20 protein-coding genes are annotated in these 18,419 nt (G+C 40.8%); 12 read left to right on the top strand and 8 right to left on the bottom strand.

Annotated features, from left to right (window positions below; translation table 11 throughout):
* Positions 1–516, top strand: a 516-nt coding sequence (locus WN50_RS04000) for a response regulator (protein ID WP_049557978.1), incomplete at its 5' end; no start/stop codon positions are given.
* Positions 517–518: 2 nt separating this feature from the next.
* Here WN50_RS04000 and WN50_RS03995 read toward each other — a convergent pair.
* Positions 519–1,895: a diguanylate cyclase domain-containing protein gene (locus WN50_RS03995; protein ID WP_046279150.1), complete on the bottom strand. Its 1,377-nt coding sequence runs from the start codon at positions 1,893–1,895 to the stop codon at positions 519–521.
* Positions 1,896–2,462: 567 nt separating this feature from the next.
* Between WN50_RS03995 and WN50_RS03990 the strand changes: the two genes are divergently transcribed.
* Positions 2,463–2,945 carry a pentapeptide repeat-containing protein gene (locus WN50_RS03990; RefSeq protein WP_046281640.1) on the top strand — a complete coding sequence of 161 codons (483 nt, stop codon included), beginning with the start codon at positions 2,463–2,465 and terminating at the stop codon, positions 2,943–2,945.
* Here WN50_RS03990 and WN50_RS03985 read toward each other — a convergent pair.
* Positions 2,942–3,160, bottom strand: coding sequence for a hypothetical protein (locus WN50_RS03985; protein WP_046281639.1), 219 nt, complete (start codon positions 3,158–3,160; stop codon positions 2,942–2,944). The two genes, WN50_RS03990 and WN50_RS03985, sit on opposite strands and share 4 nt — an antisense overlap.
* 241 nt (positions 3,161–3,401) lie before the next feature.
* Between WN50_RS03985 and WN50_RS03980 the strand changes: the two genes are divergently transcribed.
* Positions 3,402–3,920, top strand: a complete 519-nt coding sequence (locus tag WN50_RS03980; protein ID WP_046281638.1) for a DinB family protein — start codon at positions 3,402–3,404, stop codon at positions 3,918–3,920.
* 259 nt (positions 3,921–4,179) lie between these two features.
* On the opposite strand, the gene WN50_RS03975 is transcribed toward WN50_RS03980, so the two are convergent.
* Positions 4,180–4,761 (bottom strand): thioredoxin family protein, encoded by a 582-nt coding sequence (locus WN50_RS03975; RefSeq protein WP_046277985.1) that lies wholly within the window; start codon positions 4,759–4,761, stop codon positions 4,180–4,182.
* Between the two features lie 163 nt (positions 4,762–4,924).
* Between WN50_RS03975 and WN50_RS03970 the strand changes: the two genes are divergently transcribed.
* The 3 genes from WN50_RS03970 to WN50_RS03960 all read left to right on the top strand — a co-directional run bounded on the left by WN50_RS03970 (position 4,925) and on the right by WN50_RS03960 (position 7,197).
* Complete coding sequence (locus WN50_RS03970) at positions 4,925–5,755, top strand: metallophosphoesterase (RefSeq protein WP_046277986.1); 831 nt, start codon at positions 4,925–4,927, stop codon at positions 5,753–5,755.
* Positions 5,756–5,879: 124 nt separating this feature from the next.
* Positions 5,880–6,311, top strand: coding sequence for a DUF29 family protein (locus WN50_RS03965; protein ID WP_046277987.1), 432 nt, complete (start codon positions 5,880–5,882; stop codon positions 6,309–6,311).
* Positions 6,312–6,465: 154 nt separating this feature from the next.
* Complete coding sequence (locus WN50_RS03960) at positions 6,466–7,197, top strand: class I SAM-dependent methyltransferase (RefSeq protein ID WP_046277988.1); 732 nt, start codon at positions 6,466–6,468, stop codon at positions 7,195–7,197.
* 10 nt (positions 7,198–7,207) lie between these two features.
* Here the strand turns inward: WN50_RS03960 and rppA are convergent, their stop codons facing one another.
* Both rppA and WN50_RS03950 read right to left on the bottom strand, forming a co-directional pair.
* Positions 7,208–7,888 (bottom strand): two-component system response regulator RppA, encoded by a 681-nt coding sequence (rppA, locus tag WN50_RS03955; RefSeq protein ID WP_046277997.1) that lies wholly within the window; start codon positions 7,886–7,888, stop codon positions 7,208–7,210.
* A 58-nt stretch (positions 7,889–7,946) separates the two neighbouring features.
* Positions 7,947–8,597, bottom strand: coding sequence for a glutathione S-transferase family protein (locus WN50_RS03950; RefSeq protein WP_046277989.1), 651 nt, complete (start codon positions 8,595–8,597; stop codon positions 7,947–7,949).
* A 123-nt stretch (positions 8,598–8,720) separates the two neighbouring features.
* Here WN50_RS03950 and hisG point away from each other — a divergent pair, with 123 nt between their 5' ends.
* The 3 genes from hisG to WN50_RS03935 all read left to right on the top strand — a co-directional run bounded on the left by hisG (position 8,721) and on the right by WN50_RS03935 (position 12,546).
* Complete coding sequence (gene hisG / locus WN50_RS03945; protein WP_046277990.1) at positions 8,721–9,365, top strand: ATP phosphoribosyltransferase; 645 nt, start codon at positions 8,721–8,723, stop codon at positions 9,363–9,365.
* A 338-nt stretch (positions 9,366–9,703) separates the two neighbouring features.
* Positions 9,704–11,530 (top strand): ABC transporter ATP-binding protein, encoded by a 1,827-nt coding sequence (locus WN50_RS03940; RefSeq protein ID WP_046277991.1) that lies wholly within the window; start codon positions 9,704–9,706, stop codon positions 11,528–11,530.
* Between the two features lie 62 nt (positions 11,531–11,592).
* Positions 11,593–12,546, top strand: coding sequence for an MDR/zinc-dependent alcohol dehydrogenase-like family protein (locus WN50_RS03935; RefSeq protein ID WP_046277992.1), 954 nt, complete (start codon positions 11,593–11,595; stop codon positions 12,544–12,546).
* Here the strand turns inward: WN50_RS03935 and WN50_RS03930 are convergent.
* The 3 genes from WN50_RS03930 to WN50_RS03920 all read right to left on the bottom strand — a co-directional run bounded on the left by WN50_RS03930 (position 12,543) and on the right by WN50_RS03920 (position 15,884).
* Complete coding sequence (locus WN50_RS03930) at positions 12,543–13,235, bottom strand: Uma2 family endonuclease (RefSeq protein ID WP_046277993.1); 693 nt, start codon at positions 13,233–13,235, stop codon at positions 12,543–12,545. The genes WN50_RS03935 and WN50_RS03930 overlap by 4 nt on opposite strands.
* A 65-nt stretch (positions 13,236–13,300) precedes the next feature.
* Positions 13,301–15,007 (bottom strand): sensor histidine kinase, encoded by a 1,707-nt coding sequence (locus tag WN50_RS03925; RefSeq protein ID WP_046277994.1) that lies wholly within the window; start codon positions 15,005–15,007, stop codon positions 13,301–13,303.
* 271 nt (positions 15,008–15,278) lie between these two features.
* Positions 15,279–15,884 carry a hypothetical protein gene (locus WN50_RS03920; RefSeq protein WP_046277995.1) on the bottom strand — a complete coding sequence of 202 codons (606 nt, stop codon included), beginning with the start codon at positions 15,882–15,884 and terminating at the stop codon, positions 15,279–15,281.
* Between the two features lie 204 nt (positions 15,885–16,088).
* Between WN50_RS03920 and WN50_RS03915 the strand changes: the two genes are divergently transcribed.
* From WN50_RS03915 to WN50_RS03905, 3 genes are all read left to right on the top strand, one after another.
* Positions 16,089–16,421: a hypothetical protein gene (locus tag WN50_RS03915; protein WP_046277996.1), complete on the top strand. Its 333-nt coding sequence runs from the start codon at positions 16,089–16,091 to the stop codon at positions 16,419–16,421.
* Positions 16,422–16,487: 66 nt separating this feature from the next.
* On the top strand, positions 16,488–17,069 hold the full coding sequence (locus WN50_RS31785; RefSeq protein WP_046279296.1) for an IS607 family transposase: 582 nt from the start codon (positions 16,488–16,490) through the stop codon (positions 17,067–17,069).
* On the top strand, positions 16,966–18,162 hold the full coding sequence (locus tag WN50_RS03905; protein ID WP_082172295.1) for an RNA-guided endonuclease InsQ/TnpB family protein: 1,197 nt from the start codon (positions 16,966–16,968) through the stop codon (positions 18,160–18,162). Before WN50_RS31785 ends, WN50_RS03905 begins: the two co-directional genes overlap by 104 nt.
* The last annotated feature ends 257 nt before the right edge of the window (positions 18,163–18,419 follow it).

Here is an 18,419-nt window from a genome sequence, read left to right as displayed (position 1 = left end):
CAACATCAACCTCAACTGATTTTAATGGATATTAAAATGCCTGTGATGAATGGCTTAGAAGCGATACAACGCATTAAAACGACTCCTGAAGGTGAGGCGACGGTGATGATTGCGGTATTGGCTTCGTCTTTGAATGATAGTCAAGAGGAAATGCTGAATAATTGCTGTGATGATACGATATTTAAACCCATCAGAGAAGAGGTTTTACTTGATAAAATTGCTGAATGTTTGGGTGTGCGGTATGTTTATGCTTCTGAGGCTACGGAGTCTCCGGCGGATAATAATAAACAGCAGGAGTTGAGATTAGCGATAGAAAAATTAAATCAGATGTCAAATGAATGGCGATCGCAAGTTTCTAATGCGGCAATTGCTTGTGATTTACAAAAGGTTTTACAGCTTCTTGAGGAGATTCCCGAAGCCCAATTGTCGCTGAAAGAATTGTTAAATCGATTGGCTGATGAGTATCAGTTTGATGCGATCGCTCAATTATTTAATCCTGAAAATCCTCCGATTTAAATTTAATCAGTTTGATCATTAAAAACACAAATCCGATCACGTCCTTGGCTTTTGGCTTCATAGAGTGCATGATCAGCCGTTTGAATGAGAAGTGTAAAATCCAGAGAATTGGGAATTAGAGTGCTAATTCCGATACTGAGAGTAATAGATGAACTGATCAGAGATTGATCATGAGGAAGTTTGAGATCGTGAATAGCTTTTTGAATGATATTAGCGACGGTTTCCGCCCCTTCTCGTTGAGTATTCGGCAAAATCACAGCAAATTCTTCACCGCCATAACGAGCCACAAAATCAGAGGGACGCTTAACGGCTTGGCGAATAGTTTGAGCGACAGTATGTAAACAGCGATCGCCTGCGTCATGTCCATAGTGATCATTATACAGCTTAAAATAGTCAATATCAATCATCATTAAAGATAGGGGAAGTTTTTCTCGTTTGGAGCGTTTCCATTCTTGGTGAAGATAGATATCAAACGCTCGTCGATTGGAAATTTTTGTCAAATCATCGGTGACGCTTTGCTGATATAAAACATTATTGGTTCGATGGAGAATGAGTTCACATTCTTTGCGATCGCTGATATCCCGAACCACGATTAATATTCCTTGATCATAGGGAATGGCTTGGACTGAATACCAAGCTTTTATTTTTTTATTTTCATAGTATAAGTCTCGTTCAAAAGAGTATCCAGTTTCTACAACTTCCCTAAATTGATGAAATAAACCCGGCTCACAAATATCTAGTGAACTGTCCAATATTTTGCGATTGATCAAATCTTCTATATTCATATCAAGCAAATTCGCCATCACAGGATTAACAAAACTAGAGTAAAAATAGGCGGGTTTTTTGGGGTGAGCCGGGATGAATTTTAAGACCGCAATACCATCTGGACAACTCTCCAGAATATGAGCCATAACTTGATGGGATTCTAGAAGCTGTTTTTCTATTTCTCTGCGGTGTTTTAGTTCTTGTTTGAGTTGTGCTTTTTGCCACTTTAAAATCAGTTGCTTTTCGACTCTAGCAATAAGTTCTTCGATGAAAAATGGCTTGGTGATATAATCTTCACCGCCCACTTCAAAAGCTTTGACTTTATCAATAGCATCCTGAAACGAACTGATAAAGATCACCGGAATCTCTTGGGTTTTCGGATCGGCTTTCAGCCGTTCACAAACAGTGTATCCATCAATATCCGGCATTTTAATATCGAGTAAGATGAGATCAGGGAACATCTGTTCTACCACTTTTAGTGCGATTTCTCCATTATTAGCTTGTCTAATCTGATAACCTACATCCTCCAAAACTATTGTCAAAAAAGTTAGATTATCTAGGCAATCATCCACGACTAATATAGTAGCTTTTCGGTGGTTATTTGAAGGGTTCATACTTGGGGTTTACTGAGGGTTTATTAAAAGAATCAGACTCTATTTAATCGGATTTTTCGGGGAACATCTCAACAGGATAAATATCTTGTCAGGCATCAAAATTAACGTTTTCTCGTCGAGAAAGCTTGAACTCGAAAATTTGATGAATCAAAACGAATTTTCTCAAAAATGATCATAGCGCTTTTGCTAAAACAACTTCTATCTACTTTTATTCAAATTATAACGGATCGAGAAATGTCTGATAGATAGATATCTCCAGGAGACTGCCCTATCTATAGTAAACAAGCTAACAGTGCGATCACAACAGGTAGAGCAACAAAATAAATTGAGGAGATGGGGAGCAAATTTGAGCTTGATTACGTCATCGTCTCCAGTCGGAATTTCGAGCTGATCGACAAAAACTAGAACCCTCGGCAATTTTTCATCTAAAATTCAAATCCTATTCAAAATTAGTATGATTAGGGTTCAACCCTAAACTGGGTTGCTAAATTCACGGATGCGTCAGTCTTATCTGATAATAGGAATCGTTGTGATTTGCCCGAAAAAATTCAATAGGATAACTCAAAAATGAAATCAGTTCAGATTTTGATTGGTTTACTGGTATTGACAGGATTAACGGTTCCTGCGAGTGCTGAATTGCAAGCGGACATGAGACGACTACTCGACACCAAACGCTGTCAGCAGTGCGATCTCAGTGAAGCCGATCTCAGTGAAGCCGAATTAAATGGAGCGGATCTTTTAGGCGCCAACTTGCAAAAAACTATCCTCAGAGGTGCTAAATTGAGAGGCGCCGATCTCAGTTCAGCAAATTTAATTGAAGCCGATCTTTCGGGGGCTGATTTACGAGATGCGAAATTACACAGTACAACTTTGAGGAAAGCGAATTTAAGTGAAGCTAATCTAACTTGGGCGGATTTATATCGAGCGTTTTTGGAAGAGGCAAAATTTAATAATGCGAATCTGGAAAATGCTAATCTTAATGATACCAAGTTAACAGGAACAAACTTCTGTGGTGCAACCATGCCGGATGGCACAAAAGGTCCTTGTTAGTGGATCATCGAAAGTTCATCAACTATTTTGATCCGACCTCGACAGACCGCTCGTAATAGTCTATCTACACAGCGTCTTTCTTCTTCGCTGAGTGATTCATCCAAGATTGCAGCCATTAAGCCGTAGCGGTCTGCTAGAGTGAGGCAACCTGTAGCATTAGCTTCTGCAAACAGATCGCCTAATGCAGATTGAAGGAGTTGAACCGGAGGTTGCATGGTATTCAAAGCCTACTCTCTATATATGTATTATCAAATATCTATTCAGTATAACTCGTGATGATACAGGGTTTATTTTCGTGATTTTATTGACTAAAATCAGTGATTTCAAGCAGAAGTAACCCGTGATCTCAAACAAGGGTAATCTGTTAGATGGGTCACACCCAACAGGGATTAAAAAAATCGAGAAATTTTCAGATGCTTTATGTTACGATATAACGTTTAAAATCTAATCCAGCCTATGACTCATCCTCTAATTCCCCACTTTCAGATGCTCGCTCAGTACAACGTCCTCGCTAACCGGAAATTGTATGAAGCTTGCGCTGTATTGAGTGATGATGAACGTCAGCAGATCAGACCTGCTTTTTTTAAAAGTATTCACGGTACTCTTAATCATATTTTAATTGGCGATCGCATTTGGATCACCCGTTTTCAAGGTCTAGAAATTCCGTCAACCGGATTGAATGCGATTCTTTATGAGGACTTCTTAGAATTGCGTCAAGTGCGAGAAGCCGAAGATCAGAAAATTCTGGCTTTTTTTGCAGATTTAGATGAGAATTTTCTCACACAAAATATTCAATATCGCAATAATGCGGGTAATATTCACGTTGATCCAGTCGAACTTTTAATCACTCACTTTTTTAATCATCAAACTCATCACCGAGGACAAATTCATGATCTGCTGACTCAAACCTCGGTCAAACCTCCCAGTCTGGATATGCACCGCATTTTACGACCTGATCCGGTTGAACAGTTATAAATAAACGACAGAGGAGTCAGGAGTCAGGAGTCAGGAGTCAGGAGGAAATCAAGAAGAAGAAAGAGGAGGAGGAGTCACCGAGTCACCGAGGAAATCAAGAAGAAGAAAGAGTCGGATTATGAGAAAGTTTTTTATCACTAATTATCCGGACATGATATTACGACCTGATCCGGTTGAAACACCCCGTTAATACCAATAGAAAAACCCGGTTTATTCAAGAAACCAGGTTTTTAGCAGTATCAGTCTAACAAACTTTTATTTAACCGAAATATTGCGGTTCTGAACCCGGATGCCATTTAATATTACATCCTACACTGGGTACTTGATCCATGCTAACGGTTTGATTGTCTAAAACTGCATCCAGCGCCGCCCGTAAATCTTGACCCGTCACAGGTTTACCATTACTCGGACGACTCTCGTCCAATTGACCTCGATAAACCAATTGGCGATCGCTATCAAATACAAAAAAATCCGGTGTACAAGCGGCTGTATATTTCTTTGCAACCTCTTGAGTTTCATCGTAGCAATAGGGAAAATTAAAGCCTAATTCTTGCGCCATTTCCTTTAACTGATCCGGTGCATCACCGGGATGAGTTTGTACAGAATTAGCACTAATTGCGACAATACCCAGCCCTTTGGAAACATAATCTTTGCCAATCTTTGCCAGTTCATTTTGAACGTGTTTGACAAAGGGACAATGACGACAGATAAACATCACCAACAAAGCTTTTTTGTCGGCAAAAGTTTCTAAAGAGATGATTTCCCCTGTGGTCACATCCGGCAATTGAAAGTCCGGTGCAGGGGTTGACAGTGCTAACATGGTAGAAGTGGTTAAAGCCATCGTTAAACTTTCCTTAATTACAATCACCAACAAACTAACTTGTTGTTATTATCAGATATTAGGGGGAGATTAATCAAATCTATAAAATCTCAATCAGGTTGGAGGGGTTGCCAAACGGACTGCTAGACTAGAATTTGCCTTTCTTTAGTTTATATTAACATTCATGCACAGGCTGTTCACGGGTTCACTTCGGGTTGAACATTTGACCTTGGGAATTGCTAATCTTCCCGCGTCATTACAGGGAATTCGACTCGCTCAGTTAAGTGATTTGCATTATGATGGGTTTAAACTATCGGATGAATTGTTGGCGGAGGCGATCGCAGAAACAAACAAAGCTGAACCTGATTTAATTCTGCTAACGGGAGATTATGTTACCAATGATCCTCAACCCATTCATCGCTTAGTTTTGCACCTCAAACAGTTACGGAGTAAAGCCGGAATTTATGCAGTCTTGGGAAACCATGATTATTATTATCGTTACTCGTCAAGGGTGATCACAGAAGCGTTAACAAAAATTGGTATTCAAGTCTTATCCAATCAAGTTGTTTATCCGTTAGGAGATCGGTTAGCATTAATAGGATTACCTGATATTTATTCCGGTCAGTTTAACCCCGCTTCGGTGATGGATACTGTTGATCCAATGACTCCGAGAATTGTGTTATCTCATAGTCCTGATACTGCGGAATTGCTGCAAAAATGGCGTGTTGATTTACAATTATCGGGTCATACTCATGGCGGTCAAGTTGTGCTTCCGGGCCTCGGGGCGTTACCGGGTGTGATGCGAGACGTTCAATGTCAACTTCCAGAACCTTTAAGGTTTTTAATCCCCTTAAAAACAAATTGTAAGAGGATGTTTAAACATTGGGAATGGGCATCAGGATTGCATCAAGTGGGGTCAAATTGTTTGTATGTAAATCGAGGTTTAGGAACTTATCCACCGGGACGATTTAATTGTCCGCCAGAAGTTACCATTATTACTTTAAAAAGCTCTTAGTTGTTGGGCTACTCTACGAGAAGGCGAAGCGCCTACAGCCCTTATCTCCTGCGCGTGCATCGCAACTACGAACTATCAGTTTTACTCTTAAAAAGACTACAGTACCACTCGAAAAATTAACCCAATGGAAGAACTACTTACCCTCAAAGAACTGCTACACCAAGGCAATATAACAGAAGCTCTGTTAATTGTAGAAGAATTAGAAGAAATGAGCAAATCAGATAAACTGAATAAAATATTTAGCTATGGCATGATTTTGCTTTTGCACCTAATTAAGCAATCTGCTGAAAACCGCACAACTAGGTCTTGGAATCTTTCTATTCGCAATTGTGTCAAGCAAATTCAACGCACTAATTCTCGCCAGAAAGCCAAAGGAACCTATATGAGTGAAGAAGAATTAGCAGCAACCCTAGAAGATGCTTATGATTTAGCATTGGAAAAAGCGGCGATAGAAGCTTTTGAAGGGAAATATGAAGCTGAAGAATTAAGCCAATTAGTCCAACGAGAGGAGATGATCAAAAAGGCAATGAATTTAATCCGGGAACGAGAAATATAGGACTGACGCAACTGACTGCGAATCTTTATTCCTGGCAATCTGGTAATATTAGAATGGGGATTTGTAATCTGCAAGATATCTCTATAGAATGTTTGCCACAGCAAGTTGTTCTGGTTCCTCAATAACCCCTAGTTAAATTAGGTCAATTACAACTATGACAAGAACAGATGAAGTTTGGAAAACCGCCCAACTCGCCCAAACGTTTTTAGAAGGGGTTCGGGGTGCAATTCCGCTAGCGAATGAACAATTAGAGATGATATTGCGAATTATTCAAATGGCTCAGTCTGAAGTTAACACTGTGTTAGATTTAGGCTGTGGTGATGGGATATTAGGACGGACAATATTAACTCAGTATCCTGATGCAAAAGTTGTATTTTTGGACTTCTCAGAAGCGATGATTTCGGCTGTTCAAGATAAACTTGCAAATCATCAAAATCAGGTTGAGTTTATCTTAGGAGATTTTGGTCAATCGAGTTGGGTGAATTTAGTTCAAGATGTGGGTGAATTTGATGTAATTGTTTCAGGTTTTGCCATTCATCATCAACCGGATTCTCGTAAACAAGAAATCTATCAAGAGATTTACAACTTATTGACACCGGGAGGGGTTTTTCTGAATTTAGAACATATTCAATCTGCTTCTAATTTCGGTGAATCGGTCTTTAATGAGATGTTTATTGATTCACTTTTGGATTATCATCATCAACGGGGAAATCATCAATCTAGAGAAGAAATAGCCCAACAGTATTATAACAGACCTGACAAAGCAGCCAATATTTTAGCCCCGGTTGAACTGCAATGTCAGTGGTTAAGAGAGATGGGTTTTCTTCATGTTGATTGTTTTATGAAAGTATTAGAATTAGCGTTATTTGGGGGAATTAAGCCCTAAATAAATTTTTCTATTCTCCAAAACGATAGCCTTTGCCATAAACAGTATGAATCAGTTGTCTCTCATTAGAACGTTCAATTTTTCGGCGTAACAGTCGAATTTGAGCCGCCAAAACGTTACTATTGGGTTGATCAGAATCAGCCCATAAATATTGATAAATTTGTTGATGAGTGAGTAACAAGCCCGCATGACGCATAAAATATTCAAGAAGTTGACTTTCTTTTTCTGACAATTCAATAATTCGTCCATCCCGATAAGCGAGTTGATTTTCGATATCTAATTCTAGATCACAAACTTGTAGTCGAGAAGTCGCAGCCGCCGATTCTAAAGTCGGAGGACGTCGCAATAAGGCTCGGACTCGCGCTAACAATTCTCGCAGTTCAAAGGGTTTAACTAAATAATCATCAGCCCCGGCATCGAGTCCTTCTACACGATCATTTAAAGTATCTTTTGCCGTTAGAAATAAAATCGGAATTTGGTTATTTTGCAAGCGCAATTGTTGACAGATATCAATACCAGACTGATGCGGCAACATCCAATCCAAAATCAACAAGTCATAGTGATTTTGAGTCGCTAAATCATAGCCAGCCGTGCCATCATGTACAACATCTACAGTATACCCTTCTCGGGTTAATGCCCGACTCAAAGGAAAGGTGAGTTCAACTTCATCATCAACAAGAAGAATTCGCATCGTTTGTGATTGAAAATTCATCGAATTTAAGCCGGACTCCAACTAAAAATTAAGTCTATTAATGAGGCAGTCGATACAAATGTTCGGACTCTAAAGCCGCAGCTTCTACCCATTCGTGAATATTCGGTAAAGCCCAAATGGCATCAGCATAAGCTTGTTCAATTTCCCCCAACTTTACGTCATAGGTAACGAACCGGGAAACAACCGGAGCAAACATCGCATCAGCAATGCTAAACTGCCCAAAAAGTAGATCACCATTTTGACCATATTTTTGACGACATTCTCGCCAAATTGTACAGACGCGATCAATATCTGCTTGGACTTCTGGCTTCATTCCCTCGCCGGGGTAGCGACTACGACAGTCCATCGGCATTTGATAGCGTAAATTGAGAAAATTAGCGTGCATTTCATGGCTAACTGAACGAGCAACCGCCCTTGCTTTTCTATCTTTTGGCCAAAGATCGGGCGCGAAATTTTCAGCAATATATTCACAAATTGCCAGAGATTCCCAAATGGTTAAATCATCATCGATTAAAACCGGAACTCGCCCTGATGGAGAATATTGGCGAATATCTTTGTGAGAGGTTGTTTTATCCAGGGGAATGCGAATTTCAAAAAATTCTAGTCCCGCTTGTTTCAGGGTTAGCCAAACCCGCAATGACCAAGAAGAATAATTTTTGTTTCCGATAACCAGAGTAAGTTTGCTCATAATCTGGTAAATATTATGTAGATGGTTGTGAGTTGTTGTTCGTCATTTTTGATCGAACCCAAATTGTTGACAACAATACAAATAGACATCCATTGATCACCGCTCAATTACACCCAAATCCATATGATTACCGTAGCACTTCCCAAAGGCGCATTATTAGAAGATAGCATTCGACTGTTACAAGAAGTCGGATTAGATTTTAGCGCATTTCTCGATTCTAGTAACCGACAATTGCAAATTGATGACCCGACTCATACTGCTAAAGCTTTGCTGGTTAGGGCGCAAGATGTTCCGGTTTATGTTGAATATGGTCAAGCTCAGTTGGGAATTGTCGGCTATGATGTTTTGCGAGAGAAAAAATCTCAAGTGGCTTGTTTAGTTGACCTGAAATTTGGTAAATGTCGGATGTCGGTTGCTGTTAAAGAATCGAGTCCTTTTCGCAGTCCGGTTGAGTTACCGCTTCATAGTCGAGTTGCTTCTAAGTTTGTTCATTGTGCGAGTGAATATTTCGAGAGTTTAGATCTTCCTGTGGAGATTATACCGCTTTATGGTTCAGTTGAACTCGGGCCGATTACCGGAATGTCGGAAGCCATTGTTGATTTAGTCTCTACAGGTCGCACGTTAAAACAAAATGGTTTAATTGAAATAGAGGTTTTGTTTGAAAGTACCGCTCAGTTAATTGTTCATCCCTTGAGTTATCGGGTGAATACAGGCGGATTAAAAACGTTAGTTGAAAAAGTCCGATCGCAAATCTTAGCCCCTGTGTAAAATGAACCGATTATTTTTCTAAAAACAACCGTTAAAGACGACCGTTTACACTGAAATATTCAAGATCTGACGGTCGTCCAATTCAAATATTATTGCTCGGCTTCTCCCAAGATTAGGCTGACTGGGTTAAAAAGTTTTAACGGAAGTTCACCTACAAAATTTGTTCAAAATATCTATCTATTAGCACTTGCACAAATTACCCTGATTCTATCATCCTATGCTACTTAAAATCAAGATCCAATTAAAATCAATTCCTGAAAACGGAAATTTTTAGCTAAAAATGCTACATTAAGAAGACTTCACCGATTCAATGAACACTCAATATCAGACTTTTTTGAATGACTACCCTATTTAGAGCAAACAAAACCCGCCCAAATCAACCAGAACAGGAAACAGACTGGAAACTCCTATTACGCTTGAGTGAATACGCCAAACGCAGTAAGGGAACACTCGCTGTCTCTATGATTTTATTAGTTCCCCTCTCTATCTCTACCGCTATTCAACCCATCCTGATCGGACAAACCATTTCACTCATTCGGGGTGAACCGACTTACGAATTTCTCGATGCAATGTCGCAGTCTGAGGGATTAAATTTTCTCGCTTTGTTATTGTTGATTACTATCCTAATACGCTTCCTTTTACAAGCGGTACAAGGCTACTTAGTACAGAAAGTTGGACAAAAAATGACAGCCGATATTCGGAATGATTTATTTCATCATGTTACCTCATTAGCTGTCCGTTTTTTTGACCGTACACCTGTCGGCAAATTAATTACTCGTCTCACCAGTGATGTTGATGCTTTAGGGGATGTTTTCTCAACCGGAGCCATTGGTATTATTAGTGATGTTTTCTCCATTGGCGTGATTGCGATCACTATGTTTACCCTGCAATGGAAACTCGCATTAATGCTAGTTTTGTCGATTTTTCCCGTAACAGCAGTCATTATTTACTTTCAACAACAATATCGCATCGCCAACTATAAAACCCGAGAAGAACTCTCTAATCTTAACTCAAAATTGCAAGAAAATTTAACCGGAATCAACGTTGTTCAAATCTTTCGACGGGAACAATTTAATGCAGATCTGTTTCGTTCAAACAACAATCGTTATATCAAAGCTGTTGATAAAACAATCTTCTATGACTCAGCCGTATCCGCCACATTAGAATGGATTTCCCTGGTTGCGATTGGTGCAGTTTTGTGGTTAGGTGGACAACAACTTGTCGGAGGAAGTCTAACTTTTGGTGTGCTTTCTTCCTTCATTCTCTTTGCTCAACGTTTATTTGATCCCTTGCGACAATTTGCCGAAAAATTTACGGCAATTCAAGCCGGATTTACAGCCATTGAACGGATTAATAATCTCCTGAGTGAATCCGTCGAAATTCTCGATCCCTCAGCCGAAAATATTCAATCTTTTACATCAAGTTCAACAAAATTGACGGGTAAAATTCAATTTGAAAAGGTTTATTTTGCCTACAAAGACGATGATTATGTTTTAAAAAATATTGACTTTACCATTAATCCCGGTGAAAAAGTCGCCTTAGTCGGGCCAACAGGCGCCGGAAAAAGTTCAATGATTCGTTTACTTTGTCGCTTGTATGAACCCAAGCAAGGACGAATTTTAGTTGATGGAATAGACATTAAAAATTTACGTCAAGCTGAACTTCGTCGTCATATTGGGGTGATTTTGCAAGATGGTTTTATCTTCGCAGGAGATGTAAAAAGTAACATTTCTTTGGGTGAAACCTATTCAATGGATGAAATTAAAACCGCAGCCGAAAAAACCAATATCGCCTCCTTTATTGAAAAATTACCCCAAGGTTATGATACCGAACTTCGAGAACGAGGAACTAACCTTTCAAGTGGTCAAAAACAGTTACTCGCTTTTGCCAGAGTCGCCATTCGCAACCCGAAAATATTAGTTCTCGATGAAGCCACAGCCAACTTAGATGTGATGACAGAAGCGTTAATTCAAGAAGCTTTAGAAAGATTACTCGAAAACCGCACCGCTATCATTATCGCTCACCGTCTTTCCACGATTAAAAATGTAGACAAAATTTTGGTGATGAAAAAAGGTGAATTAGTCGAATTTGGCAGTCACCAAGAATTAATTGAACAAAATGGTGTATACGCTCGTTTGTACAACTTACAAATGTTAGGAAGTTAGAACAAAATTTGCTATTTTTCCCCTAAACTGTCATAATAATACTGTTGAGATAAAAACACCCCATGAGAGGACTTTGGCTCGAAAATCAGCAACTGCAATTTCGCGATAATCTTCCCGTGCCTCAACTGCCAAAAGATGAGGTGAGAGTGCGGGTTTTAAAAGCGGGAATTTGCAATACAGACTTAGAATTAATTCGCGGTTACTACCCTTACACGGGTATTTTAGGTCACGAATTTGTAGGAATTATTGAACAAGGGCCACAAGAATTCATCAATCAACGAGTCGTCGGCGAAATTAACGCCAGTTGTGGAGAATGTTGGTTTTGTAAAACTGGACAACCCACGCACTGTGAAAATCGCACGGTTTTAGGCATTGTGAACCGTAATGGTGCCTTTGCTGATTATCTCACCTTACCCTTAAAAAACCTGCATTTAGTTCCTGAAAATGTGACTACGGATGCGGCGACATTTACCGAACCCGTAGCGGCTGCGTTGGAAATTCAGCAACAAATATCTATCCAACCCACTCACCGAGTTTTAGTCGTGGGAGATGGAAAACTCGGTCAATTAATTGCCCAAACTTTAGCCTTAACAGGATGTGATTTATTAGCCGTTGGTCGTCATCGCGAGAAGTTAGAAAACTTAGAAAAACGAGGAATAAAAACCGGGTTTTCTGATGTAGTCAAGCCCAAATCTTTTGATATTGCAGTTGAATGTACCGGAAACCCAAGCGGCTTTGAACTCGCCCATCAAGCCTTACGTCCTCGGGGAATTTTAGTCTTAAAAAGTACCTATGCTGGAAAGTTAACCTTTGATGCGTCGGCGTTAGTTGTCGATGAAATTACTTTGATAGGTTCCCGTTGTGGCCCCTTTGCGCCAGCCTTAGAATTACTAGCTGAAAATAAAATTGATGTAGAGTCACTCATTCAAGCCCGTTATCCCCTTAGTGAAGGCTTGGAAGCGTTCAACCATGCTCAACAAAAAGGCGTGATGAAGGTATTATTAGAGATGAGTTAATGTTTCTCAGACAACTGTTTAACAAAATCAGCCTGTTCTGAAGAGTTTAATCCTTGTTGTAAAACGGCTAAGACTTCTACCATATTTCCTGCTAATAAGGCTGGAACTGCTAGCCAGAAACCCGCTAAAATTTGACTGCGGATAATCCCCATTTCATCGGGTAGTAACTGCACATATTCCCCGTCTCTTAAAGCAAACCAGTCCAATTCATTTTCGTAGATTTTCCAAATCATATATTCCTGCACTCCATTCCGACGATAAGCCCGTTTTTTATCATGCAAATCATAAGCGACACTACTCGCCGCAATTTCTGCTACAAATTCTGGTGCGCCTTCTAAATAGTCATCTTCAGTAATTCGACAGTTTCCACCGATACTTTTATCAAAAAATAATACCCCATCCGGTTGCGGTGCGTTATCAAGATCTAAACGAATTGTGGGTTCAATTCCGAGTCTAATTCCCGGAGTTCCCCGGCGGTAAGTCCACAACAAACCAATCAAATCACTGTGAGGTTCGGCGTGTTGTTTGAAACGTAACGGAGATGCCACGTAAACGACTCCTTCAATCAATTCCATTTTACGCTGATCGGGTGTTGCTGTATAGCGTCGTTCAAATTCTGGGCGAGAAAGGCGATCGCCATTTTCTAGCGGTGGAACTTTTTTATCAGTTGGGGAATAATTAGCAACCATTTTATCTGAGACTAACTTTCTGTTTTTCAAGCAGCAGATATACTTTGAATTATAGACGATTTTATTTATTTTTGTATTTTCCTCTCAATCGAACTTTGAATCGGTAGCGTGATCACAAATTCGGTTCCCTCTCCGGCTGAAGAATGAACCTGAATTTTTCCTTGATGTTTTTCAATAATTTTATAAGAAATAGCCAAACCTAAACCTGTTCCTTTTCCGACGGGTTTAGTGGTAAAAAACGGATCAAATAGTTTCCCTAAAATCTCCGGTGGAATTCCGCCGCCATTATCAGAAATTCTAATCAACACTTGCTCATATTGGCTTTCTGTGACAATCAAAATTTTTTTATGAACTTGATCTTCTCGCTCCAATAACGCATCAATTGCATTGCTGATAATATTCATAAATACTTGATTGATTTGAGCTGGATGACAAGCAACATCAGGAATATTACCATACTTTCTAACGACTTCAACTTGAGAAGTTAAACGATGATTTAAAAGTAACAATGTACTCTCTAATCCTTCATGCAAATCACAAGCTTTAACCTGAGCTTCATCTAAGCGAGAAAAATTGCGTAAAGACAGAACAATTTCACAAATTCTATCGGTTCCTATTCGCATCGATTGTAATAACTTCGGGAAATCTTTGCTAATAAAATCGATATCACTTTCTTCAATAGAACTAATGAGTTCTGGGGGAAGAGAAGAACAATGTTGTCGAAAAATATCGATGATTGTTAATAATTCCTCCACGTAGGATTCAATCGGACTCAAATTCCCCTGAATAAAACCAATTGGATTGTTGATTTCATGGGCAATTCCCGCTACCATTTGACCCAAACTCGACATTTTTTCAGTTTGAATCAAGTGAGTTTGAGCTTCCTTTAATTCACGAGTATACTGTTCAACCCATTCAATTAATTGATTGATAGAAACCGCCAATAAACTCACCTCATCGCTACTGTTAATCGGCACTCGTAAATCAAAGTCTTCTGTCTTTGTTACCCTTTGTGCAACTTCAGTCACTTTTTGAATAGGACGAGCAATCGTTCGAGCGGTATAATAGGCTAAAATTGTCGCAATTACAACTGAAAGTAATAAACTGGCTAATATGACTAAAGTTCTAAATCGATCTGCTTTTACTAATGCTTGTTCGGCTTTTTCAATTTGTTTTTCAGAAGCTTCACTCAGGATTTTGAGTTCATTAGAATAGAGACTCAACTTAACAGCAGGAGGACTATTCAAAAAGCGATTAATTTGTCGTTCAGTGCGGGAAAAATCAGCTTGTTCCCATTTGTCGGGAGCCAGTAAACTTAGAATCATTCGCTGACGTTGAGCGTAGTCATCTACTACCTGTTCATAGACTTGTAGAAAAGGCTGCATTGACGTCATCGTATCCGATGGCGTTGTCTCTTTAAGTTTATAAAGTAGGGTTTGAACTTGCTTGATTCGAGCCTCAAAATCCGCTTCCGCCTTGCGAAATTGACGCTCATCCTGTAAAATAGGAAGAAATTCTTTTTCCGGTCTAAACTCAATCGCTATGAGTTGTAATTTGGCTAACAATGAACCTTGAATCCGAGCCGTTCTCAGTTGTTCTTTTGCCGTTTTATGGTAGTGATTCCCCAATCCTAAACCGACTAATACTCCTAGCACGGCGATTCCCAGAGAAATCCCATAGCCCCCGTAAATTTTGTTAACAATGCTCGTTTGTTTTAATCGATTCCAAAACGGTTTACTGTGACGGGTTTTAGATGCTGTGATATTATCCATAAAGTGAGTGCGGATTTTTGCAGAGCCAACAGCACAGATGTCAAAAAAAATCGGGAAAACTCAGACGGTGAAAACATCCGACTGCCCCAAGAACTAAGAGGCTGAGTAACATCCAACTGCTGTTTCAATTTTAATTGTAGAAGTTAACCCTGGAAAATCCAAATCAGAGGGTTTCTAAACGGTGAGTTTAAGAAAAAAGGTGAGGAGCTTGTTCTAACTAGAGATCAACTCTCTAAAATTACATTCGACCAATCAGATAATAGTCAGCAATTTAGTTCAAAAATACCGAACCAGTCCCCGTAATATTCAGGGATTTAGTATCCAGAAAGAAACTTCCTGTCGGTTCAAAGCGAACTTCAAGTACACCCGGTTCCACAGCCTTGGGAACAACCAACAACAGTCCACCATCCTGACGACGGTAAGTTAGATTAAGCGGAATGGGTAATCCTTGAAGTTCGACCTGGGATCTTTGGCCCAAAGTTCGTTCTCCAGTTCCCTCGATCACTTGATAGATTACAATCGCATCCGAGACGTTAATCAGTCTCATCGTTACAGACTGACGACCATTCAACGAAAGAATCGCACTGGGTTCAGGAAATCGAGGCGGCGGTTCAGAAGTTCGAGGTTGCTCTCCTTGGGGTTCATCTTGTAGCCGTTGAGTCGGAGTCGCCGCAGGTGCCGCAGGTGTGGCTTGTGCTTCTTCTTCCTCTTCCTCAGACACGGCAGGTTTACCCGCAGGTTCAACAACCGCAGGTTTTCCTTGTCGTACAGGTGGCCCACCCGCTTGAGCGATCGCGCTAAACCCGATTAACAGACTGCCACACAACAGACCCCAAAATTGGGCGGAACTTTGAGAAGACCGATTGAATCGAATCATTTAGATATGCTCCCCTTGTAATCTGAATCAACAAAAATCAGATGAGATGTTATCCAGTTTAAACATATCAGCTTACTCGCTTGGATGCTGCTTGAGTAGAGATATCAAAAATTCAGCTTTTGGGTTGTTTCTACTGAGCCTCTTGAGAAGCTATCCTGGGAAAAGAAAACGATCAACAGACCCGTTGCAATTGTTATCTCCATTATGAAACTTCTAAAACTCCCCCGTATTCTGACTTTAACATTCTCCCTTTTGCTGGCTTCTGTGGTAGCGATCGCACAGGCATTGCTGGGTTCTCAACAGTCCCCTCGCTTGATCGCTCAATTTATCCCCAGCCCCAACTCCACATCGGTTGAACCTCAGAAGTTATTAACCCCCTCTGTCAGTCTGAACCAGATGTCCGGTGAGTTGAGTCAATATTGGATGAATTCGACAAATTCCAACCTCAACCCCTTGATCGCTCAAACCGACTCTCACACAGACAACAACACCTTCTCCGGTTGTAGCTGTCCTCAGTGTCAGGGAGCAAGGATTTAATCTGAGACTTGCCGGACATCTCCGGACAATACGGTATAATGTCCGAGAAGAGTTGAGTAGTGATCTATTGCCAAATATGTCAAACCCAAGGAAGCGGCCCAAACCCTTGGAGTCAACGAACGAACCCTCCGCCGATGGGAAGAGAATGGTTCAATTGAAGCCATCAGAACCCCCTCAGGACAAAGACGGTACAACATCGAGTCTTATGCCGCTAGAGCTGGCAACAACCGGAAAGTTGTCCTCTATGCCAGGGTCAGTAGTCGCGCCCAACAAAGGGACCTCAACCGACAAGTTGCAGCACTCTCCAACTTGTACCCCCAAGCCGAAATCGTCTCAGAAATTGGGGGCGGACTCAACTTCAAGCGAAAGAAAATGCTTGCTTTACTGGGACAAATTTTGTCAGGAGATGTCCGCATGGTTGTCGTTGCCCACAAAGACCGATTGGCTAGATTTGGATTTGACTTGTTTCAATGGCTCTGTGAACAAAACCGGTGTGAACTCGTGGTTCTCAATGAAACAAGTCTCAGTCCAGAGCGAGAAATGGTTGAGGACATCCTCGCCATCCTCCACTGCTTCAGTTCCCGACTCTACGGACTTCGTAAATACATTGCTCAGGTCAAGGAAGATTCGGATTTACCCAAGCCCTGAGTTAAATCAAGTCTGGCGCAAATGGCTGGCGGCTTGTCGATACTGTTACAACCAGGCGATTGCTATGTCCAGGAGTGGTAAACGCCTAAGCAAACTGAAGTTACGCAATCAGGTAATGCAAAGTGACTTGCCCGAATGGGTCAAAGAAACACCCTGCCACATTCGGCAAAATGCTGTCTTTGATGCACATCTAGCTTTTATGAAGAGTCGAGATGCCAAGTTTAGAAGTTGCCGTGACCGTTCTCAAGCTATCAAGTTTAATGATGCCAATTTTTCGTCAGGGACTTGGTATCCCAGGCTAACGAAAGGATTGACGTTCACAACTTCAGAACCCATCCCATCAACTTGCGAGCAAGGGACTCAATTGGTTTTTGCTAAGGGGCGGTGGTTTGCAATTTTTCCTCAGCCTGTGAAGTTGAGCAAGTCTGAATCGACGGGGGTGATTTCATTAGATCCGGGGGTCAGAACTTTTCTGACAGGGTTTGATGGCAATAGATTTTTGGAATTTGGCTCAGGGGATATTGGGCGCATTACTCGGCTATGCCAACACTTAGATGATTTGATGAGTAGAATCGCCAAACAACCAAGCCGGAAACGGCGAAGGCGGATGCGGCAAGCAGCTCATCGGATGAGAACCAAAATCCGCAACTTGGTGGATGAGGCTCACAAACAAATTGCGCATTACTTGACTCACAACTACAGCGTGATTTTTCTGCCCACCTTCGAGACTTCCGATATGGTTGCCAAGGTCAAGCGGAAAATTAAATCCAAGACGGCGCGAGCTATGCTGACGTGGGCGCATTATCGATTCAAGTTAACGCTGAAACATCAAGCCGAAATAACCGGAACCACAGTTTTAGATGTCACCGAAGAATACACGAGCAAAACCTGTACTCACTGTGGTCACGTTCATTCCCAGCTAGGTGGCTCAAAAGTGTTCCATTGTCCTGAGTGTGGTTTCACTCTGCCAAGGGACTGGAACGGTGCTTTTGGAATCTTTCTAAAAGCTTTGCGGGATACCGCCTCTATCACGTTCAAAGGTGATAGTGCTATCGTTGCATTGTCCGGGAATAGCCGGAAAGATGTCGCGTAAATGTATCAGTTAGCGTGTAGTTTTTACCGTTACCCGCGTTGTAGGGGTAATTCATGAATTACCCTTACCCGTTATCAATATTGACTGATAACTGGTCACTCTCTTACCAAAAATTGCCGCACACGCCCCTACCTTTTAGGTATGGGGATATAAGGCCCGGAAAAATGCTATAATAACTCTACTGGCAGGGTATTCAACCAGTTGAAAAACCCAGCATCTAATCGATGCAATGAACCTTGAAAACTTAAGGTATGGGG

The organism is Limnoraphis robusta CS-951 (assembly GCF_000972705.2).
The sequence above is the reverse complement of the archived record's forward strand: the minus strand, read 5'-3'. Positions and strand labels throughout refer to the sequence as shown.